15 protein-coding genes are annotated in these 17727 nt (G+C 66.0%); 11 read left to right on the top strand and 4 right to left on the bottom strand.

Annotated elements, in window-relative coordinates; translation table 11 throughout:
* Positions 1 to 40 precede the first annotated feature (40 nt).
* Complete coding sequence (locus tag ACO1P8_RS07225) at positions 41 to 766, bottom strand: transposase (protein ID WP_486295223.1); 726 nt, start codon at positions 764 to 766, stop codon at positions 41 to 43.
* Between the two features lie 145 nt (positions 767 to 911).
* Between ACO1P8_RS07225 and ACO1P8_RS07220 the strand changes: the two genes are divergently transcribed.
* The 4 genes from ACO1P8_RS07220 to rpoH all read left to right on the top strand — a co-directional run bounded on the left by ACO1P8_RS07220 (position 912) and on the right by rpoH (position 4741).
* Positions 912 to 2018, top strand: coding sequence for an S-(hydroxymethyl)glutathione dehydrogenase/class III alcohol dehydrogenase (locus ACO1P8_RS07220; RefSeq protein WP_486295222.1), 1107 nt, complete (start codon positions 912 to 914; stop codon positions 2016 to 2018).
* Positions 2018 to 2905: an S-formylglutathione hydrolase gene (gene fghA / locus ACO1P8_RS07215; RefSeq protein ID WP_486295221.1), complete on the top strand. Its 888-nt coding sequence runs from the start codon at positions 2018 to 2020 to the stop codon at positions 2903 to 2905. The genes ACO1P8_RS07220 and fghA overlap by 1 nt, the downstream gene beginning before the upstream one ends.
* Before the next feature lie 48 nt (positions 2906 to 2953).
* Positions 2954 to 3646: a hypothetical protein gene (locus tag ACO1P8_RS07210; RefSeq protein WP_486295220.1), complete on the top strand. Its 693-nt coding sequence runs from the start codon at positions 2954 to 2956 to the stop codon at positions 3644 to 3646.
* A 207-nt stretch (positions 3647 to 3853) separates the two neighbouring features.
* Complete coding sequence (gene rpoH / locus ACO1P8_RS07205; protein WP_486295219.1) at positions 3854 to 4741, top strand: RNA polymerase sigma factor RpoH; 888 nt, start codon at positions 3854 to 3856, stop codon at positions 4739 to 4741.
* Positions 4742 to 4987: 246 nt separating this feature from the next.
* Here rpoH and ACO1P8_RS07200 read toward each other — a convergent pair whose 3' ends face one another.
* Positions 4988 to 5836, bottom strand: coding sequence for a phosphodiesterase (locus tag ACO1P8_RS07200; RefSeq protein ID WP_486295265.1), 849 nt, complete (start codon positions 5834 to 5836; stop codon positions 4988 to 4990).
* A 300-nt stretch (positions 5837 to 6136) separates the two neighbouring features.
* On the opposite strand from ACO1P8_RS07200, the gene ACO1P8_RS07195 reads away from it, so the two are divergent.
* Positions 6137 to 8647 (top strand): cation:proton antiporter, encoded by a 2511-nt coding sequence (locus tag ACO1P8_RS07195; protein ID WP_486295218.1) that lies wholly within the window; start codon positions 6137 to 6139, stop codon positions 8645 to 8647.
* A gap of 81 nt (positions 8648 to 8728) precedes the next feature.
* Here the strand turns inward: ACO1P8_RS07195 and gntR are convergent, their stop codons facing one another.
* The gene (gene gntR, locus ACO1P8_RS07190) at positions 8729 to 9709 is read right to left on the bottom strand and encodes an HTH-type transcriptional regulator GntR (RefSeq protein WP_486295217.1); all 981 of its coding nucleotides are present in this window, start codon (positions 9707 to 9709) and stop codon (positions 8729 to 8731) included.
* A gap of 184 nt (positions 9710 to 9893) precedes the next feature.
* Here gntR and ACO1P8_RS07185 point away from each other — a divergent pair, with 184 nt between their 5' ends.
* The 4 genes from ACO1P8_RS07185 to ACO1P8_RS07170 all read left to right on the top strand — a co-directional run bounded on the left by ACO1P8_RS07185 (position 9894) and on the right by ACO1P8_RS07170 (position 14834).
* Positions 9894 to 10436: a TRAP transporter small permease gene (locus ACO1P8_RS07185; protein ID WP_486295216.1), complete on the top strand. Its 543-nt coding sequence runs from the start codon at positions 9894 to 9896 to the stop codon at positions 10434 to 10436.
* 118 nt (positions 10437 to 10554) lie between these two features.
* Positions 10555 to 11838, top strand: coding sequence for a TRAP transporter large permease (locus ACO1P8_RS07180; protein ID WP_486295215.1), 1284 nt, complete (start codon positions 10555 to 10557; stop codon positions 11836 to 11838).
* Positions 11839 to 11876: 38 nt separating this feature from the next.
* Positions 11877 to 12896 carry a TRAP transporter substrate-binding protein gene (locus ACO1P8_RS07175; protein WP_486295214.1) on the top strand — a complete coding sequence of 340 codons (1020 nt, stop codon included), beginning with the start codon at positions 11877 to 11879 and terminating at the stop codon, positions 12894 to 12896.
* A 156-nt stretch (positions 12897 to 13052) separates the two neighbouring features.
* A complete protein-coding gene (locus ACO1P8_RS07170) occupies positions 13053 to 14834 on the top strand; it encodes an IlvD/Edd family dehydratase (protein ID WP_486295213.1) in 1782 nt (593 codons plus the stop codon).
* A gap of 13 nt (positions 14835 to 14847) precedes the next feature.
* On the opposite strand, the gene ACO1P8_RS07165 is transcribed toward ACO1P8_RS07170, so the two are convergent.
* Positions 14848 to 15690 carry an NUDIX hydrolase gene (locus ACO1P8_RS07165; protein ID WP_486295212.1) on the bottom strand — a complete coding sequence of 281 codons (843 nt, stop codon included), beginning with the start codon at positions 15688 to 15690 and terminating at the stop codon, positions 14848 to 14850.
* A gap of 375 nt (positions 15691 to 16065) precedes the next feature.
* On the opposite strand from ACO1P8_RS07165, the gene coxB reads away from it, so the two are divergent.
* Together coxB and ACO1P8_RS07155 are read left to right on the top strand one after the other, a co-directional pair.
* Complete coding sequence (gene coxB, locus ACO1P8_RS07160; RefSeq protein ID WP_486295211.1) at positions 16066 to 17226, top strand: cytochrome c oxidase subunit II; 1161 nt, start codon at positions 16066 to 16068, stop codon at positions 17224 to 17226.
* Positions 17227 to 17331: 105 nt separating this feature from the next.
* Positions 17332 to 17727, top strand: a 396-nt coding sequence (locus ACO1P8_RS07155; RefSeq protein ID WP_486295210.1) for a cbb3-type cytochrome c oxidase subunit I, incomplete at its 3' end; no start/stop codon positions are given.

Below are 17727 nucleotides of genomic sequence, written 5' to 3'. Positions count from 1 at the left end.
AAAAAGAAGCGCAAAGACCCGCTGGGATGGGGGGCCCTTTTCAGGACCCGGTGGACTCGGTTTCCGCCGCGGGGGGCGTGGGCTTCTTGCGCGGACGGCCGCGCTGGCCGGGAGTGACGCGCCGGCTGGCGGTGTGCGCCAGCATGGCGATGAACTCGCTGCCTCCGAGCGCCCATTGCCCCTGCACGGCCTGGTCGATGCGCTGGATCTGTTCCCGGGTCAGTCCTTCCTGCAGGCGCTTGCGGTAGTTCGCCTGGCGGTCGAAGGGCGTGTTGCCGCAGGACCAGTAGTCCGCGTGGTCCGACATCCAGCCCACCTGCGGCTGGCCGGAACCGGTATGGCCGGCGGCGGAGGACCAGGGCCAGAGCTCCGCATCGTGGGTGGCGCCGCTGCGTACCGGATAGGTTTCCAGCCATATCAGGGCCGGCAGCACCCAGGCGCCCGGCTCTACCAGCGCGGAGCGGTAGCGGCCGGCGAATACCCGGCCGCCGCGCAGGCGCGCGGCCAGGTTGCGCCCCAAGGTCTGCATCAGCCGCGGCAACCCTTCGCCGTCCACCGGCGTGGCCAGCAGCAGGATGCGATCCGTGGCCAATACCCAACCGTGCAGCGCCACGCGGTTGCGCGTGGCGGTTTCGCCCAGCCACGTCGCCACTTGGTTCAGCGTATCGGCAGGCGCCGGCTGCGAGGGCGCAGCCAGGGCATTGATGAAGTTGGCCTGCACGAGTTGAGGCAGTCCGGGGGCGTACAGTCGGGGCAGGCGAGCCATAGTGATGTCAGGACCGAGACATGCAGGGAACGGGACGTTCGCGCAGGAAAATAAATGGTACCGCGTAAACGGCCCCGCGCAACAGTAAGGTTACCCCGGTAACGCGTTAACATTTCCGTACCGATACGCATCAGCTGGAGCCACCATGAAGACCAAAGCCGCCATCGCCTGGAAAGCCGGCGCCCCCCTGACCATCGAGCACGTCGACCTGGAAGGCCCGAAAGCGGGCGAAGTCCTGGTGGAAATCAAGGCGACCGGTATCTGCCATACCGACTACTACACGCTTTCCGGCGCGGACCCGGAAGGCCTGTTCCCCGCCATCCTGGGGCACGAGGGCGCCGGCGTGGTGCTGGAGGCCGGCCCCGGCGTGACCAGCCTTAAGCCGGGCGATCACGTCATTCCGCTGTACACGCCGGAATGCCGCCAGTGCAAGTTCTGCCTGTCCCGTAAAACCAACCTGTGCCAGGCGATCCGGGCGACCCAGGGCAAGGGCTTGATGCCGGACGGCACCTCGCGCTTCTCGCTGGGCGGCAAGCCCATCTACCATTACATGGGCACGTCCACCTTCGCCAACCACATCGTCGTGCCGGAAATCGCGCTGGCCAGGATCCGCGACGATGCACCGTTCGACAAGGTTTGCTATATCGGTTGCGGCGTGACCACCGGCGTCGGTGCCGTGGTCTACACCGCCAAGGTAGAGGCCGGCGCGAACGTGGTGGTCTTCGGCCTGGGCGGCATCGGGCTGAACGTCATCCAGGGCGCGCGTATGGTGGGCGCGGACAAGATCATCGGCGTCGACATCAATCCGCGCCGCGAAGCGCTGGCGCGCAAGTTCGGCATGACGCATTTCGTCAACCCGTCCGAGGTCGAAAACGTTGTCGATCACCTGATCCAGCTGACCGACGGCGGTGCCGACTATTCCTTCGAGTGCGTGGGCAATACCAAACTGATGCGGCAGGCCCTGGAGTGCTGCCACAAGGGCTGGGGCAAATCCGTCATCATCGGCGTGGCCGCGGCAGGCGAGGAAATCTCCACCCGTCCGTTCCAGCTCGTTACCGGCCGGGAATGGAAGGGCTCGGCCTTCGGCGGCGCGCGCGGCCGCACCGACGTCCCCAAGATCGTCGATTGGTATATGGAAGGCAAGCTCAATATCGACGACCTGATCACCCATACCCTTCCGCTGGAGAACATCAACGACGGCTTCGACCTGATGAAGCGCGGCGAGTCGATCCGCTCCGTGGTGCTCTACTGATGGCCGGGCTGGAACTCCTGGCGCAGCATCGCTGCTGCGCCGGCTGGCAGCGCATCTACCGGCACGAATCGGCGGTCATCGGCCTGCCCATGCGCTTTTCCGTCTATGCGCCCCCGCAGGCGGACGCCGGTCCGGTGCCGGCGGTCTTTTATCTTGCCGGGCTGGAGTGCAATGAGGAAACTTTCATGATCAAGGCCGGTGCCCAGCGGTGGGCGGCCCGCCATGGCCTGATGCTGATCGCGCCGGACACCAGCCCGCGCGGCGCCGGCGTGCCAGGCGAAGAGCAGGATTGGGACCTGGGAACGGGCGCCGGCTTCTACCTGGACGCCACCCAGGCGCCCTGGCAACAGCATTACCGGATGGAAAGCTATATCACGCAGGAGCTGTACGGCCTGGCGACCGGCCAGCTGGGCGCGGCTCCGGGGCGTATCGGCATCTTCGGCCATTCCATGGGCGGCCACGGCGCCCTGGTGCTGGCGCTGCGCCATCCCGGCCTGTTCCGTTCCGTATCCGCGTTCGCGCCGATCGCCGCGCCCAGCCGCTGCCCCTGGGGCCAGAAGGCCTTCTCGAATTATCTGGGGACGGATAGTCGACTGTGGGCCGCCTACGACGCCAGCGAGCTGATGGCCGCGGCGCGCCTGCCCTATCCCGCCGGCATCCTGGTCGACCAGGGCCTGGCAGACCGCTTCCTGGTCCCGCAACTGTATCCGGAGGCTTTCGAAGCCGCCTGCGCCCAGGCCGGCCAGCCCTTGCAGTTGCGGCGGCATGAGCACTACGACCACGGCTATTATTTCATTTCAACCTTCATGGAAGACCACATTCGCTTCCATGCCGAGCGCCTGCAGGGCGGCGCCACGGGCGAGGTCCTGGCCGACGGCCGGGCTTGACGCGCTCTATATACTGGAAATGTCTGCGGGTTTTTCGCGAGGATCGCATTGATCGAAGGCGTCGCTCCATCCGTATGGATCGCGGTGGTCACCATTGCCGCCCTGCTGATCGGCTTTGGCTTGTTCCTGGGCAAGGGCGGTCCCCGCGACGCACAGGGGCGGCGCCGGTTCCGCCTGCGGCCGGTGCGCCGCCTGTTCGGCTTGCTGGTCCTGGCGCTTGCCTGCGTATCCGGCATGTTCGCCGCAACGCTGTATCAGTTCTTCCGCCTGACTGCGGACGAACCGGTGGCGCGGATTACGCTGCACGAACGTGCGCCGCGGCAGTTCGTCGCGACGGCACAGTTGCCTGGCAGCAAGGCGCCGGAGGATTTCCCCCTGCGCGGCGACGAGTGGCAGATCGATGCCCGCGTGGTGCGCTGGCGCCTGCCGGCCTTGCTGGCCGGGGTGCCGCCGCTGTACCGGCTGGAGCGCCTGTCCGGCCGGTATGCCGACCCGGCGGCGGATCAGTCCGAGCCGCGCACGGTTTATGCGCTGGGTCCGCCAGGCATGCCGGACCTGGGGCGACTGAAACAGCGCTTCCCCGGCTGGCTGCCCTTCGTGGACGTCCAGTATGGCAGCGCCGCGTACATGCCCATGTTCGACGGCGCCAATTACCGGGTGTTCATGGACCCGCGCGGCGGCCTGTTCATCCGTCCGGACGACGCCGCCACCGCGGACGCGCTGAAGCAGCGCGGCTGGTAATGCGCCCGTGTGGCCGGCGGATGGTGCGGCGGGCCAATGGGTGTCCCCGTTTTCGCTCCAGCGTCATACCGATGGCCGGGCCGGGGTTTTCCACGTTGAATACTGAACTTCGGACGCAGACGGTGGTCGAATTAGCACTCCCTATTCCAGAGTGCTAACATCACACGAATGCGTTCTACCACTAGCCGTTTCCTGGAGCACAACACCATGAAACAACCGAGTTCCTCGTTGGCCGTACCCGGCAACACGCTTACGCTGGCCATCGCCAATCCTGGCGCGCTGGGAACCATTGACGCATATATCGCGGCCGTCAACCGCCTGCCGGTGCTGACCGCCGATCAGGAAGTCTCCCTGGGCCGCCGCCTGCGCGACACGGACGACCTGGACGCCGCGCGCGAGCTGGTGCTGTCGCACCTGCGCCTTGTGGTGTCCATCGCGCGCCAGTACCTGGGCTACGGCCTGCCGCATGCCGACCTGATCCAGGAAGGCAACGTCGGCCTGATGAAGGCGGTCAAGCGCTTCGATCCCGAACGGGGCGTGCGCCTGGTTTCCTTCGCGGTGCACTGGATCAAGGCCGAAATCCATGAGTACATCGTGCGCAACTGGCGTCTTGTGAAAGTCGCCACGACCAAGGCGCAGCGCAAGCTGTTCTACAATCTGCGCAGCATGCGGCCCGACGGCAAGAGGCTGGATTCGGACCAGGTGAACGAAATCGCCCGCGAGCTGAACGTGCGCCCGGAAGATGTCAGCGAAATGGAAGTCCGGCTGTCCGGCCGCGACATGGCGCTGGAATCGCAGGACGATGACGAGGACGCCTTCGCGCCTATCGCGTATCTGTCCGACGAAGGCCGGCAGGAGCCCACGCGCGTGCTGGAACGCAAGGCCATGGACGAGCTGCAGAGCACCGGCCTGCAGGACGCGCTGGAGGCCCTGGACGCCCGTTCGCGCCACATTGTGCAGGCCCGCTGGCTGCAGGACGACGGCGGCGCCACGCTGCACGAACTGGCCCAGGAATACGGGATCTCCGCCGAGCGCGTGCGCCAGATCGAGGCGGCTGCCCTGAAGAAGATGCGCGGCAGCCTGCAGCCCGCCTAATCAGGCAGGGGTGGTTCGGTTAAATCTTGATACACCTCGCCGCGGGAAATCCTCGGGATGGGCGAAACTTTCTTATCGCCCCCCAGCCTAACCCTCCGTAGACCATGCGCCTGGAGCCCTCCAGGCCACCGTCTGCTCACCTGTCTCGGCTTCTCCTCTTTCCCCTCCCCTATGAGACAGGTGTTTGGCGGGGCACCCACAAGCGGTGCCCCGTTTTTTATGCGCGCATGTCGGCAGCCCGGGCGTTCAGGGGATCATCGATCCGTTGGCCACGGCCGGAATACCCGCGGTATCGCGCGTCGCGCCGTAGACGGCCGCAGTGTCCTCGGGCTCGTTCCATTCCTGTACCAGGCTGCGCCATAGCGCGGCGTCCAGCCGGCGCACCCCGGTCGCGACCGAACCGTCCGGATACAGCTTGAGCCAGCGATAGCCCGGAGGCTGCGGGTCCAGGCGGTGGCGGCCCTCGCGGATGGCGAACTGGAAGCAGGTCGAGGGGGTGGCGAGCATGCGGACATTGCCGCGCCGGCGGTCGAATTCCTGATGTACGTGGCCCCACAGCAGCACGCGCGCATTGCCCCAGCGCGCCAGCTGGCGGAACAGTTGCGGCGCATTGTCCAGCATCATCGGGTCGCGCCATTCGGCGCTGACCTGCACCGCGTTGTGATGCATGGCCACCAGCGCCGGCCGTCCTTGCGCAGTCGCCAGGCCATGATCGAGAAGTTCGAGCTGCTCGCGTTCCAGATGCCCGGCGTTCGAACCGTCGGCACGCGAGTCGAGCAGGATGACCCGCCATGCGCCGACATCGGCAATCGGATCGGTCCACGGCCCCAGTGCGCGCCTGAGTTCGGCGGGCGCATCATGGTTGCCCGGCAGGCAGCGCACCGGAATGCCCAAGGGCGATACCGCGTCGGCGAAGCGGCGGTAGGACAGCTCGCTGCCGTCGTGGGACAGGTCGCCGGTGGCCAGCAGCAGGTCCGCATCGCCATGATCTCGGCGAATGGCGGCCAGGACCGCGCGCAGGCTGGCGTCGGTGTCCACACCCAGCATGAGGCCGGGGGCCGCGAACAGATGCGGATCGGTGAGCTGGAGCGCCACGACGGGGTTGCTGCTGTCGGCGTCCTCGTGGCGGGATCGGCCGGCGTTCGATGGAAATGCAGGGGAAGGCTTGAGGATGGTGTGCAACGGCGGCTCCGGTGAATGCTTCCTGGTCCCGACGGCATTCGCTCCGCGGCGTCTGCGGATGCCGTCGCGGCGGTGCGGATGCCGCCAACGTTAGCGAAAATACGCGCCGCCGGGCATCCACCAAATCGTGCCGCCCGTAACGAAACGTGCATCGATGCAAAACCAGCTATCCTCTCCGTTGAATGAACACAATGCCCCGGGGATAAGAAATAGATGGACGTAGGGTTGCTGGTTTTCGGCTTGGCGGCGTTGCTGACGCTGGTTTGCTTCATGCCGCCGCTGGCCGGGCGGCTGAAGCTGCCTTACTCGGTGCTGCTCGCCATTGTGGGCTGTCTTCTCGGCATCGTTATCCATATCCATGGCTGGGCGCCGCCGGTGCTTGCCGGCATGCTGGACTCCCTGGAAAAGTTCGAGATTTCCTCGGAAACTTTCCTTACCGTTTTCCTTCCCGTCCTGCTTTTCGAAACCGCGTTGTCGATGAACGTCAGACGCCTGATGGATGACCTCGGGCCCATCCTGATGATGGCCATCGTCGCGGTCTTCCTTTCCACGGTGGTCGTCGGCATTACGCTGAATGCACTGTCTTCGTATGGCCTGGTGGTTTGCCTGTTGTTGGGCGCCATCGTCGCGACGACGGATCCGGCTGCCGTCGTCGGCATCTTTCGCGAAGTCGGCGCGCCCAAGCGGCTGACCACGCTGGTAGAGGGCGAAAGCCTGTTCAACGATGCCGCGTCCATTGCCTTGTACTCCGTGCTGGTGGGCGTGCTGGCGGGCCACCGCGAAATGTCCGCCGGGCACGTGCTGCTGGATTTCCTCGTCAGCTTCCTCGGCGGCGGATTGGCAGGCTACGCCATGGGCCGCATGGCCTGCATGCTGTTCGCCGTGCTGCGCGGTTTCCCCACGGCCGAGATCACCCTGACGCTGACGCTTGCCTACCTGACGTTTTTCGTCTGCGACCATTATCTGCACGTGTCGGGCGTGGTGGCGACCGTGATCGCCGGGCTGGTGGTGGGCTCGACCGGGCGCACGCGCATGGCGCCGACCACCTTCGAACATCTGACCAGCGCCTGGGAGCAATTCGGCTTCTGGGCGAATTCGCTGATCTTCCTGTTCGCCGCCATGCTGATTCCGCGCCTGATGGCGGATGCCACGCTGGTCGACATCGGCCTGATCCTGGTGCTGTTCGTTGCCGCGCTGGCCGCGCGCGCGGTAGCGGTCTTCGGCCTTGTGCCGCTGCTTGGACTGACGCGGCTGGGTACGCGCGTCAACCGCGCGTACAAGACCGTCATGCTGTGGGGCGGGTTGCGTGGCGCGGTATCCCTGGCCCTGGCCCTGGCCGTGACCGAGCGCGACGACATGCCCTACGAGGCGCGGCAGTTCGTGGCCGTGGCGACGACGGGTTTCGTGCTGATGACGCTGTTCATCAACGGCGTCAGCCTGCGCCCGCTGATCCGCATGCTCAGGCTGAACGAACTGTCGCGGCACGAGGCCACCCTGCGCGACCAGGCGCTGGCCGTGGCGCTGGGCGACCTGCAGGAAAAAACCGACGAGGTCGCCACCGCCGAACACATCGGGCCGGAGGTGCGCGAGCGCATCCACGCGGTTTTCGATCGGACGCTGGGGCAATTGCGCGATGCCGAAGTGCGCCACATGAGCGTGGCCGAGCGTGTGGACATCGGCTTGGCCACGCTGGCGCGGCGCGAAGAAGAAATGTTCTTCGACATCCTGAAGGCGCAGATCGTCGATTGGCGCATGGCGGAATCCCTGCTGGCGCGCGCGGAACGGCTGGAGGACGCCGTGCGCGCTGGCGGCGTGGTCGGCTTCGAGAACGCCATCGCCGCCGACGTGCGGTATTCGCGATCTTTCCGCGCCGCGCTGCGGCTGCATTACCTGTTCGGCTTCCAGCGCTGGCTGGCGCGCGAGCTGGCGCAGCGTTTCGCGTCCCTGATGTGCAAGCGATCGGTGGCGCAGCGGGTGATCCTGTTCGCCGGGCAGCAGTTAAAGGTCATGCTGGGCGAGGAGGCCACGCAGCGCATCGTGGCGGCGCACCAGCGCCGGCTCGATGCCATCGAAAACGCCTTGCAGGCGCTGAACCTGCAATACCCATCCTACGCTTTGTGGCTGCAGGAAAGCTACCTGGGCAGGGTGGCGCGCCAGCTCGAGCGCATGCGCTACCGCGACATGCTCGACCAGTTCCTGATCAGCGGGGAGGTCTATGCCGACCTGACCGGCCAGCTGGAACAGCGCTGGGCGCACATCGACCGGCACCCGCCACTGGATATCGAGCTGGGCGCGGCGGAGCTCATCAAGCGGGTGCCCCTGTTCGAGAACCTCAGCGCCGAGTCGCTGCGCGCGATCTCGCGGCTGTTGAGGCCGCGCCTGGCGCTGCCCGACCAGCCCGTACTGAAGGACCGCGCGGGCGAGGAAATGTGCTTCGTCGCCTCGGGCGCGGTGGCGGTCCATCTGCCGGACAACACTACCGTCGAGCTGGGTAGCGGCGAATTCTTCGGCGAACTCGCCTTGCTGGGCGAGCAATCCCTGGTGCCGGATGTGACCTCGCTGGGCTACAGCAAGCTGCTGATGATGTCCGCGCGTGATTTCCGTGCCTTGCTGGCACGCGACGCGGACCTGCGGGAACGTATCGAAAAAGTGGCGCGGCAGCGCTTGCGCGCGATCGAGGTCTGGAAACAGTTTTCGTCCGCGCCGCCGACGACGGCGGCCTGACCCGGAGCGCAGCGCGGGATTTGGCCCGACCTGGGAACGCGCGGCCAGGCGCCTCGATCCCGCGCAAGGTCTCCGTGCGGCCTAAGTGGTTTCCCGCCGCACCAGGCGGAATCCCAGATCCAGATGCCGCTGGGGGTTGGGCCGTCCTTCCAGTGCGTTCATCAGCAGCGTCGCGGCTGATTTCCCTATCTCATAGCGTGGCGTGGCGATGGTGGAAAGCGGTGGCGTCGTCCATGCCGTGCCGGTCAGGTCATGGAAGCCGATCAATCCCACGCGGCCCGGCACCTCGACACCAAGCCGGCCGCACTGGAACACCGCGCCCTGCGCCAGATCGTCATTGCAGAAGAACAGGCCATCGCATTCCGGATGTTCCCGCAGCATCGTGTCCAGCAGTTCCGCGCCCAGGCTCAGCGAGGACTTGCTGGGCGTCATGATTTCCAGCGCCGGGTCGTATACGCCCGCGTCGCGCAGTGCCTGCCGGCAGCCTTCGCAGCGGCGCAGCGAACGGGGATCGAGCTGGGCGCCGATGATGCCGATATGGCGATAGCCCTGGTCGAACAAATGGCGGCCCGCCGCGTAGCCGGAATCGAACTGCGAAAACCCGACGCTCAGGCCATCTTCGCCTTGCAGCGTCTCGATGGTGTGGACCGTGGGGATCTTCAAGGTGTCCAGCAGCCGCCAGACGCCGGGCTGGTGGTCGATACCGGTCAGGATCAGCCCGTCGGGCGAATGCTGCAGATAGGTGCGCAGCAGCGCTTCCTCCGCTTCGGCGGAATAGCCGGTCAACCCGATATGCATGTGGTGCGCATGGGCGTCCAGGACTTCCTTGATGCCCGCCAGGATGTCGACGAAAACGATATTGCTGAGCGAGGGGATCAGGACGACCACCGTGCGCGAGCGGGCGGAAGCCAGCGCGCTGGCCGCGTGATTGGGAACGTAGCCCAACCGGTCGCAGGCCTCCTGGATGCGTGTGCGCAATGACGGCTGCACTTTGTCCGGCGTGCGCAGGGCGCGGGATACCGTGATGGCGCTGACGCCCGCCATGCGGGCGACGTCGGCCATGGTGACACCGTTGTGGCGCGAGCTGCGTGACTTGCGGACCGTCATGGCTTGGTAGAGGCGAAAGGCCGTAGTCTGACCGAAACAAACCCTTGGGACAAACCCGGCATGGGGTTGGCAAACATCGCATGATAGCGCTAACATTCCGCTTCGCATCGACCGCAACGCAAAAAGACAGGAGACAACGATGCAGAGCAATCCCCCGTCGGGGCCGGGCCGTGGCCGTCTTGGCCGCGCACTCGATCTGGTATTCGCCATCCAGCGCTGGCTGATGGTGGCCTGCCTGGTGGTCATGGTCGTACTGCTGTTCGGCAACGTCGCCCTGCGCTACCTGTTCAATTCCGGCATCAATGTCTCCGACGAGTTGTCGCGGCTGGCCTTCGTGTGGCTGATCTTCATCGGGTCGGTGCTGGCGGTGCGCGACCATACCCATATGGGCGTGACGATGCTGGTAGAGCGCTTCGGCCGCGGCGCGCGGCGGGTTACCCATCTGTTCTGCCAGGCGTTGATCCTGGCTGTGCTGTGCATGCTGATCAAGGGCAGCTGGGAGCAGACCGTCATCGGCATGGCCACGCGCCTGCCTGTGACGAGCCTGCCTGCCGGCGTGTTCAACATCGCCTGCCTGTACGCGGCCATCGCCATGGCACTGCTGACGCTGGCCGACATCGTACTGACGCTGGGCGGCGCCGAACCGGCGCTGGATGCCAGCGCGGTGGACCCCCTCAGCTGAGACCCGCTTCCATGGCCTGCTCCGTCCACGCAGCGCGGGCACGGCCGGCGGCTGGCGCACACCGGGCCGCTTCCGCTCCAGCCGCGGCCCCTGCCGCCACCCTTATCCGTCTCACGCCATGATTCTTACCGTCTTCCTGATCGTGCTTCTGGGCCTGCTTATGCTGGGCATGCCGATCGCCTTCGCGCTGATGATCAGTGCGGTGCCGATGATGTTCCAGCTGGACTTCGTCGATCCGCAGATCCTTGCCCAGAATATGCTGGGCGGCGCCAACAGCTTCACGCTGATGGCCGTGCCGCTGTTCATGCTGGCGGGCGAACTGATGAACGAGGGCGGGATTTCCCGCCGCATCGTCAACCTGGCGGCGATGTTCGTCGGACATATCCGCGGCGGTCTCGGCTATGTGGCGATTTTCGCCAGCGTGCTGCTGGCGGCGCTATCGGGTTCGGCGGTGGCCGATGCCGCCGCGCTGGGCTCCCTGTTGATCCCGATGCTGCGCGAAAAAGGCTACGAAGCCGGCGACGCCGCGGGATTGATCTCGGCGGGCGGCATTATCGCGCCCATTATTCCGCCGTCGATTTCCTTCATCATCTACGGCGTGGCGACCAATGTGTCCATCACCAAGCTGTTCTTCGCCGGCATCGCGCCCGGCCTGCTGATGGCACTGACGCTGATCGCCATCTGGTCATGGACGGCCCGGCGCAACGGCGGACACGTGCTTCCCACGCCGCGCCAGCCGTGGCGGGCGCGCATGCGCGCGCTGCGCCAGTCGATATGGGCGCTCTTCCTGCCGGTGATCATCATCGGCGGCCTGCGCGGCGGCATCTTTACGCCGACCGAGGCCGCCGTCGTGGCCGCCGTGTATGCGCTGCTGATCAGCCTGTTCGTCTATCGGGAAATCGGCCTCAAGGACCTGGGTCCGATCTTCATGCGGGCCGCCAGCACCACCGCCATCGTCATGTTCCTGGTGGCAGCCGCCATGGTGTCGTCCTACATGATTACGCTGGCCGACATGCCGGCGGACCTGGTCGCGCTGCTGGAACCCTTGCTCGCGCACCCCAAGTGGCTGATGTTCGCGCTGTTGATCGTGCTGACGCTGGTCGGCACCGCGATGGACCTGACGCCGACCATCCTGATCCTGGCGCCGGTGCTGATGCCGGTGGTCACCAAGGCGGGCATCGACCCGGTGTACTTCGGCGTCATGTTCGTCATGGTTGGCTGCGTCGGGCTGCTGACGCCGCCGGTGGGCACCGTGCTGAACGTCGTGGCCGGCGTGGCGCGCATCCGCATGGAGACAATCATCCGCGGCGCATGGCGCTATGTCGTGGCGTATACCGTGCTGCTCGTGCTGATGGTGATCTTTCCGGAGCTGATCACCGTGCCGGCGAAGTGGATTCATTAGCGACACCCCAGAAGCGATAAACCCCAAGGAGACTCACCATGCTTACCTCGATGAAGAAACTGGCCATCGCGCTGGCCGCCGTGTCGGCCTGCGCGACGGCGGGCCTGGCTCACGCCCAGGACGTTAAGACCCGCATTATCCGTTTCGGTTACGGCCTGAACGACGACAGCGTCCAGGGACGCGCCGCGCGCCATCTGGCGGAAGAGCTGGGCAAGATCAGCGGCGGCAAGCTGAAGATGCGTACCTACGGCTCCGCCAACCTGGGGTCGGACGAACAGATGCAGGCCGCGCTGGTCGGCGGTTCGCAGGAGATGATGGTGGGTTCCACCGCGCCGCTGGCGACCATGGTCAAGGAATTCGGCGTCTTCGATCTGCCCTTCCTGTTCAACGACGGCAAGGAAGCGGACGCGGTGCTGGACGGCCCCTTCGGCGAAAAGCTGCTGAAGATGCTGGACGACAAGGGCCTGGTCGGTCTGGTGTACTGGGAAAACGGCTTTCGCAACGTGACGAATTCCAAGCATCCCATCGCCAAGGCGGAAGACATGCAGGGCATCAAGCTGCGCGTGATGCAGAACCAGATCGCGCTGGGCGTATTCGGCGCGCTGGGCGCCAATGCCGTCCCCATGCCGTTCTCGGAACTGTTCACCGCCCTGGAGACGCGCACCGTCGACGGCCAGGAGAACCCGGTCACCACCATCCAGAGCAGCAAGTTCTACGAGGTGCAGCCCTACCTGAGCCTGACCCGCCATGTGTACACCCCGTGGGTGGTGCTGGCGTCCAAGAAATGGTGGAACACGCTGTCGCCCGACGAGCAAAAGCTGATCCGCCAGGCGGCCGTGTCTTCGCGCGACTTCGAACGCAAGGACAGCCGCGCCGATTCCACCAAGGCCATGAAGGTGCTGAAGGATGCCGGCATGAAGATCAACACCGTGTCGCCGGAAGAGCTGCAGCGTATGCGTGAAAAGGCCCAGCCCGTCGTCGACAAGTACACGCAGGAACTGGGACCGGATCTGGTCAAGCAGCTGCAGGAAGAGATCGCCAAGGCCCGCAAGGGCTAAGGCACGATCGCGGCCCGGCGAAATTTGCGGGCCGCGGTTCGTTGTTGCAAGCCCCCGGCCCGCCGACATGGGCCGGGCGTTCGCGGCACGCGTTGCCACGGACGAAACGGGCCGGCCGTTCCGGCCAGCCCCGCGAACATTGATACGAGATTCACCATGCCTGACACTCCCCGCCGACTGCGCAGCCAGAAATGGTTCGACGATCCATCCCATGCCGACATGACGGCAATCTACGTCGAGCGCTATCTGAATTACGGCCTGACCCGCGCCGAATTGCAGTCGGGGCGTCCCATTATCGGCATCGCGCAGACCGGCAGCGACCTGGCGCCATGCAACCGCCACCATCTGGAGCTGTCCCAGCGTACCAAGGCGGCCATCCGCGATGCGGGCGGCATTCCGATGGAATTCCCGGTGCATCCCCTGGCCGAGCAGGGGCGCCGCCCCACGGCCGCGCTGGACCGCAACCTCGCCTACCTGGGGCTGGTGGAAATCCTGCATGGCTATCCCCTGGATGGCGTGGTGCTGACGACCGGCTGCGACAAGACCACGCCGGCCTGCCTGATGGCGGCCGCCACCGTCGACATTCCGGCGATCGTGCTGTCCGGCGGCCCCATGCTGGACGGCTGGCACGAAGGCAAGCGCGTCGGCTCCGGCACGGTGATCTGGCATGCCCGCAACCTGATGGCCGCCGGCAAGATCGACTATGAAGGCTTCATGACCCTGGCCACGGCGTCGTCGCCGTCGGTGGGCCATTGCAATACCATGGGCACGGCGCTATCCATGAATTCGCTCGCCGAGGCACTGGGCATGTCCTTGCCCACCTGCGCGAGCATTCCGGCGCCGTACCGCGAACGCGGGCAGATGGCCTACGCCACGGGCCTGCGCATCGTCGACATGGTGCGCGAGGACCTGCGGCCTTCGCGCATCCTGACGCGCCGCGCTTTCGAAAACGCCATCGTCGTGGCGTCCGCGCTGGGGGCGTCCAGCAATTGCCCGCCCCACCTGATCGCCATCGCGCGCCATATGGGCGTGGATCTGACGCTGGACGACTGGCAGCGCCTGGGCGAAGACGTGCCCCTGCTGGTCAACTGCGTGCCGGCCGGCGAATACCTGGGCGAGAATTTCCACCGTGCCGGCGGCGTGCCCGCCGTGCAGCACGAGCTGCTGGCGGCGGGCCGCCTGCACGGCGACTGCCTGACCGTATCGGGCCGGACGGTTGCAGACATCGCGGGCGGCGCCGTCACTACCGATCGCGACGTGATCCGCACCTGCGAAGCGCCCTTGAAGCAGCGCGCCGGCTTCATCGTGCTGTCGGGCAATTTCTTCGACAGCGCCATCATGAAAATGTCGGTCGTGGGCGAGGATTTCCGCAAGGCCTATCTGTCGGCGCCGGGTGACGAAAACGCCTTCGAGGCGCGCGCCATCGTGTTCGATGGCCCGGAGGACTACCACGCGCGCATCGACGACCCGGACCTGAACATCGATGAACATTGCATGCTGGTCATACGCGGTGCCGGACCGATCGGCTATCCCGGTGGCGCGGAGGTCGTCAATATGGCACCGCCCGCGCGCCTGATCCAGCAGGGCATCGATTCGTTGCCCTGCATGGGCGACGGCCGCCAGAGCGGCACGTCGGCAAGTCCGTCGATCCTGAACATGTCGCCGGAAGCAGCGGCGGGCGGCGGCCTGGCGCTACTGCGCACGGGCGATCGCATCCGCGTGGACCTGAACGCCCGCACCGTGACGCTGGAAGTCGACCCCGCGGAACTCGAAGCGCGCCGCGGCGGCCCGGCCTTCCAGATACCGCCGCCGCAGACGCCCTGGCAGGAAATCTTCCGCGGCATGACCGGCCAGCTGTCGACCGGCATGTGCCTGGAGCCGGCCACCCTCTATTTGAAAGTGGTGGAGCAGCGGGGCGATCCGCGACATTCGCATTGACTGCCGTCCTGGACTACGAGGCGCTCGATCGGACCGCTTTGCCTCCGGCGATATCGCTGATCACGACCAGCGCCGCTTCCAATGTGAATTCGCCGTTCGCGGCCATGGCGCGCGCCTGTTCCGGCGTCACGGTGGCGAACTCCATCACCTCGCCGTCGCGGTTCGCGGGCCGCACATCGTCGGCCAGCACGCAGCGGCTGACCAGCAGATCTTCCACCTGGTAGCCTTCCGGCAGGCGCCGGTGCATGCGCAGCACGGTCCGCAGGGGATCGCGGCCGCGTACGTCGTCCGGTGCCAGGCCGGCTTCTTCCCCGCATTCCCGGATCAGCGCCAGGTCCGGCGATTCGCCGCTGGCGACCAGGCCGCCTACCAGCGTGTCCCACATGCCCGGGTCGGTCGACTTGTTCAAGGCGCGGCGCGCCACCCACAGCCGGCCGTCCGCGGTCCAGGCATTCAGGTGCACGGCGCGCGTCAGGATGCCGAGCGGCCTGACCGCGGCGCGTTCGATGGCTCCCAGGCACAGGCCGGATTCGTCGTGGATATCCAGCAATTCGTCGCGCCAGCCGCGCAGGCAGTCAGCTTGCCGCAAGGCGAGGGCCACGGCCGCCAGCAGGGCGTCCAGCCCGGCCCCGGGCCGCATGCCGTCGCCCAGGCGCAGGCTGTCGGCCTCGATCCGCACGCCGGCCTGCCCGCGCAGCGCATCGCAGGCCGCCAGGGTTGCCTGGCCGCAACGGTGGCCGGCGATATGCAGCTGGCGGGACGATGGCGGGATGGCCTCCTGCGCGCGGTCGCGCAGCAAGGCATACAGGTCGTCCGGCAAGGACGGATGGGGCGAAGACAGGGATGTGTGCGGCATGGCGGGATTTTAGGGGCTTATCCCTGGGCGGCAACATGGCCGCGGACCGGCGCCGGACATGGCCGTAACGCGCGCCGCGAACCGCGCCGGACCCTGGTCCGAACCATGGGCAGGAAGCTTGCGGACGGCCGCCGCGGCCGCGTGCCGGGCCGGACCGGGCGGCCCTCTTGCCCTGCATATCGATACGGGGGGAGGCGCGCTCCGCTATAATCCGGCGGTTTCTTTGTGATTCGAGCAGAACCGACGCGGGTCGGCAGTGGTTTTTATGCCCGTCTCGAAATCTGCCGTCCAATAATCACGCGTTTTCCCGTGTAGGTACCGGCAGCACCCTGCCACATCGGCACGGCCCTGGACGCGTCATGATAGAGGGTCAGCATGAAGAAGTGGAGAGGGATACTGGGAACGTGTGCAATGCTGGCAAGCGGCATTGCCTGTGCCCAGGTCAAGGATATGCCCGGAGGCCCCAGGGTCGACCAGCTAAACCTGCACGAAGGCGTTACGCAGATCGCCCATGATGTGATGTGGCTGCACTGGATGATGCTCATCATCTGTGTGGTCATTTTCATCGGCGTCTTCGGCGTCATGTTCTATTCGATCTGGGCGCATCGCAAATCGCGCGGATACCAGCCGGCCACCTTCCACGAGCACGTCGGCGTGGAAGTCGCCTGGACCGTCATCCCTTTCTTCATCGTTATCGCCATGGCCTTGCCGGCCACCAAAGCGGTGGTGGCCATGAAGGACACGTCCAGCCCCGACCTGACCGTCAAGGTCACGGGCTATCAATGGAAGTGGGGCTACGAGTACGTCGACGGCCCCGCCACCGGCGTCAAGTTCCTGTCCACGCTGTCCACGCCGCGCGCGCAGATCGAAGGCCGCGAGCCCAAGGGCGAGTTCTACCTGATGGAGGTGGACAACCCCCTGGTAGTGCCCGTGGACCAGAAGGTGCGCGTGGTGCTGACCGCCGGTGACGTCATCCACTCCTGGATGGTGCCGGACTTCGGCGTCAAGCAGGATGCGATCCCCGGCTTCCTGCGCGATACCTGGTTCCGCGCGGAAAAGGTGGGAACCTACCGCGGCCAGTGCGCCGAACTGTGCGGCAAGGACCACGCCTTCATGCCCATCGTGGTCGAGGTCAAGTCCAAGGAAGATTTCGCCAAGTGGGCCGACGAGCAGAAGAAGAAACTCGCTTCCGCCGCCGACGATCCGAACAAGCAATGGACCGAAGGCGAACTGGTCGCGCGCGGCGAAAAAGTCTTCGGCGCCAATTGCGCTGTCTGCCACCAGGCCAACGGCAAGGGCGTTCCGGGCTCCTTCCCCGCGCTGGACGGCGACCCCGTCGTGCTGGGCCCGCAGGCGGAACAGATCAAGACCGTGCTGCACGGCCGTCCCGGTACGCCGATGCCGGCCTTCATGAACCAGCTCAACGACGTGGAAGTCGCCGCGGTCATCACCTATACCCGCCATGCCTGGGGCAATGCGGGCAAGGGCCAGGATCCGACCGTCCAGCCGTCCACCGTCAAGTCGTCGCCGCACTAGCGCCGTGCCCGGACAGCCGTCCGGGCACGATCGCCCTCGTCAGATACCGAATACCTCAGCCTGGCCGTGGAACGGCCGGGCAACATGCAGGAAGGAGTTGAGACTATGAGCAGCGTCACTGTAGACCACGTCGAGCCGGGCCACGGGCACGGCCACGGTCACGATGACCACCACCATGCCATCCCCACCGGATGGCGGCGCTGGCTGTTCGCCACCAATCACAAGGATATCGGGACGATGTATCTCATCTTCTCGTTCCTGATGTTGCTGGAAGGCGGCACGCTGGCATTGCTGCTGCGCACGGAATTGTTCGAGCCGGGCCTGCAGTTTTTCCGTCCCGAGCTGTTCAACCAGTTCACCACCATGCACGGCCTGATCATGGTGTTCGGCGCCATCATGCCGGCTTTCGTGGGCTTCGCGAACTGGATGATCCCGATGCAGATCGGCGCATCGGACATGGCCTTCGCGCGCATGAACAACTTCAGCTTCTGGATCCTGCCG

Source organism: Bordetella sp., assembly GCF_057362025.1.
This window is presented reverse-complemented; position numbering and strand designations above follow the sequence as displayed.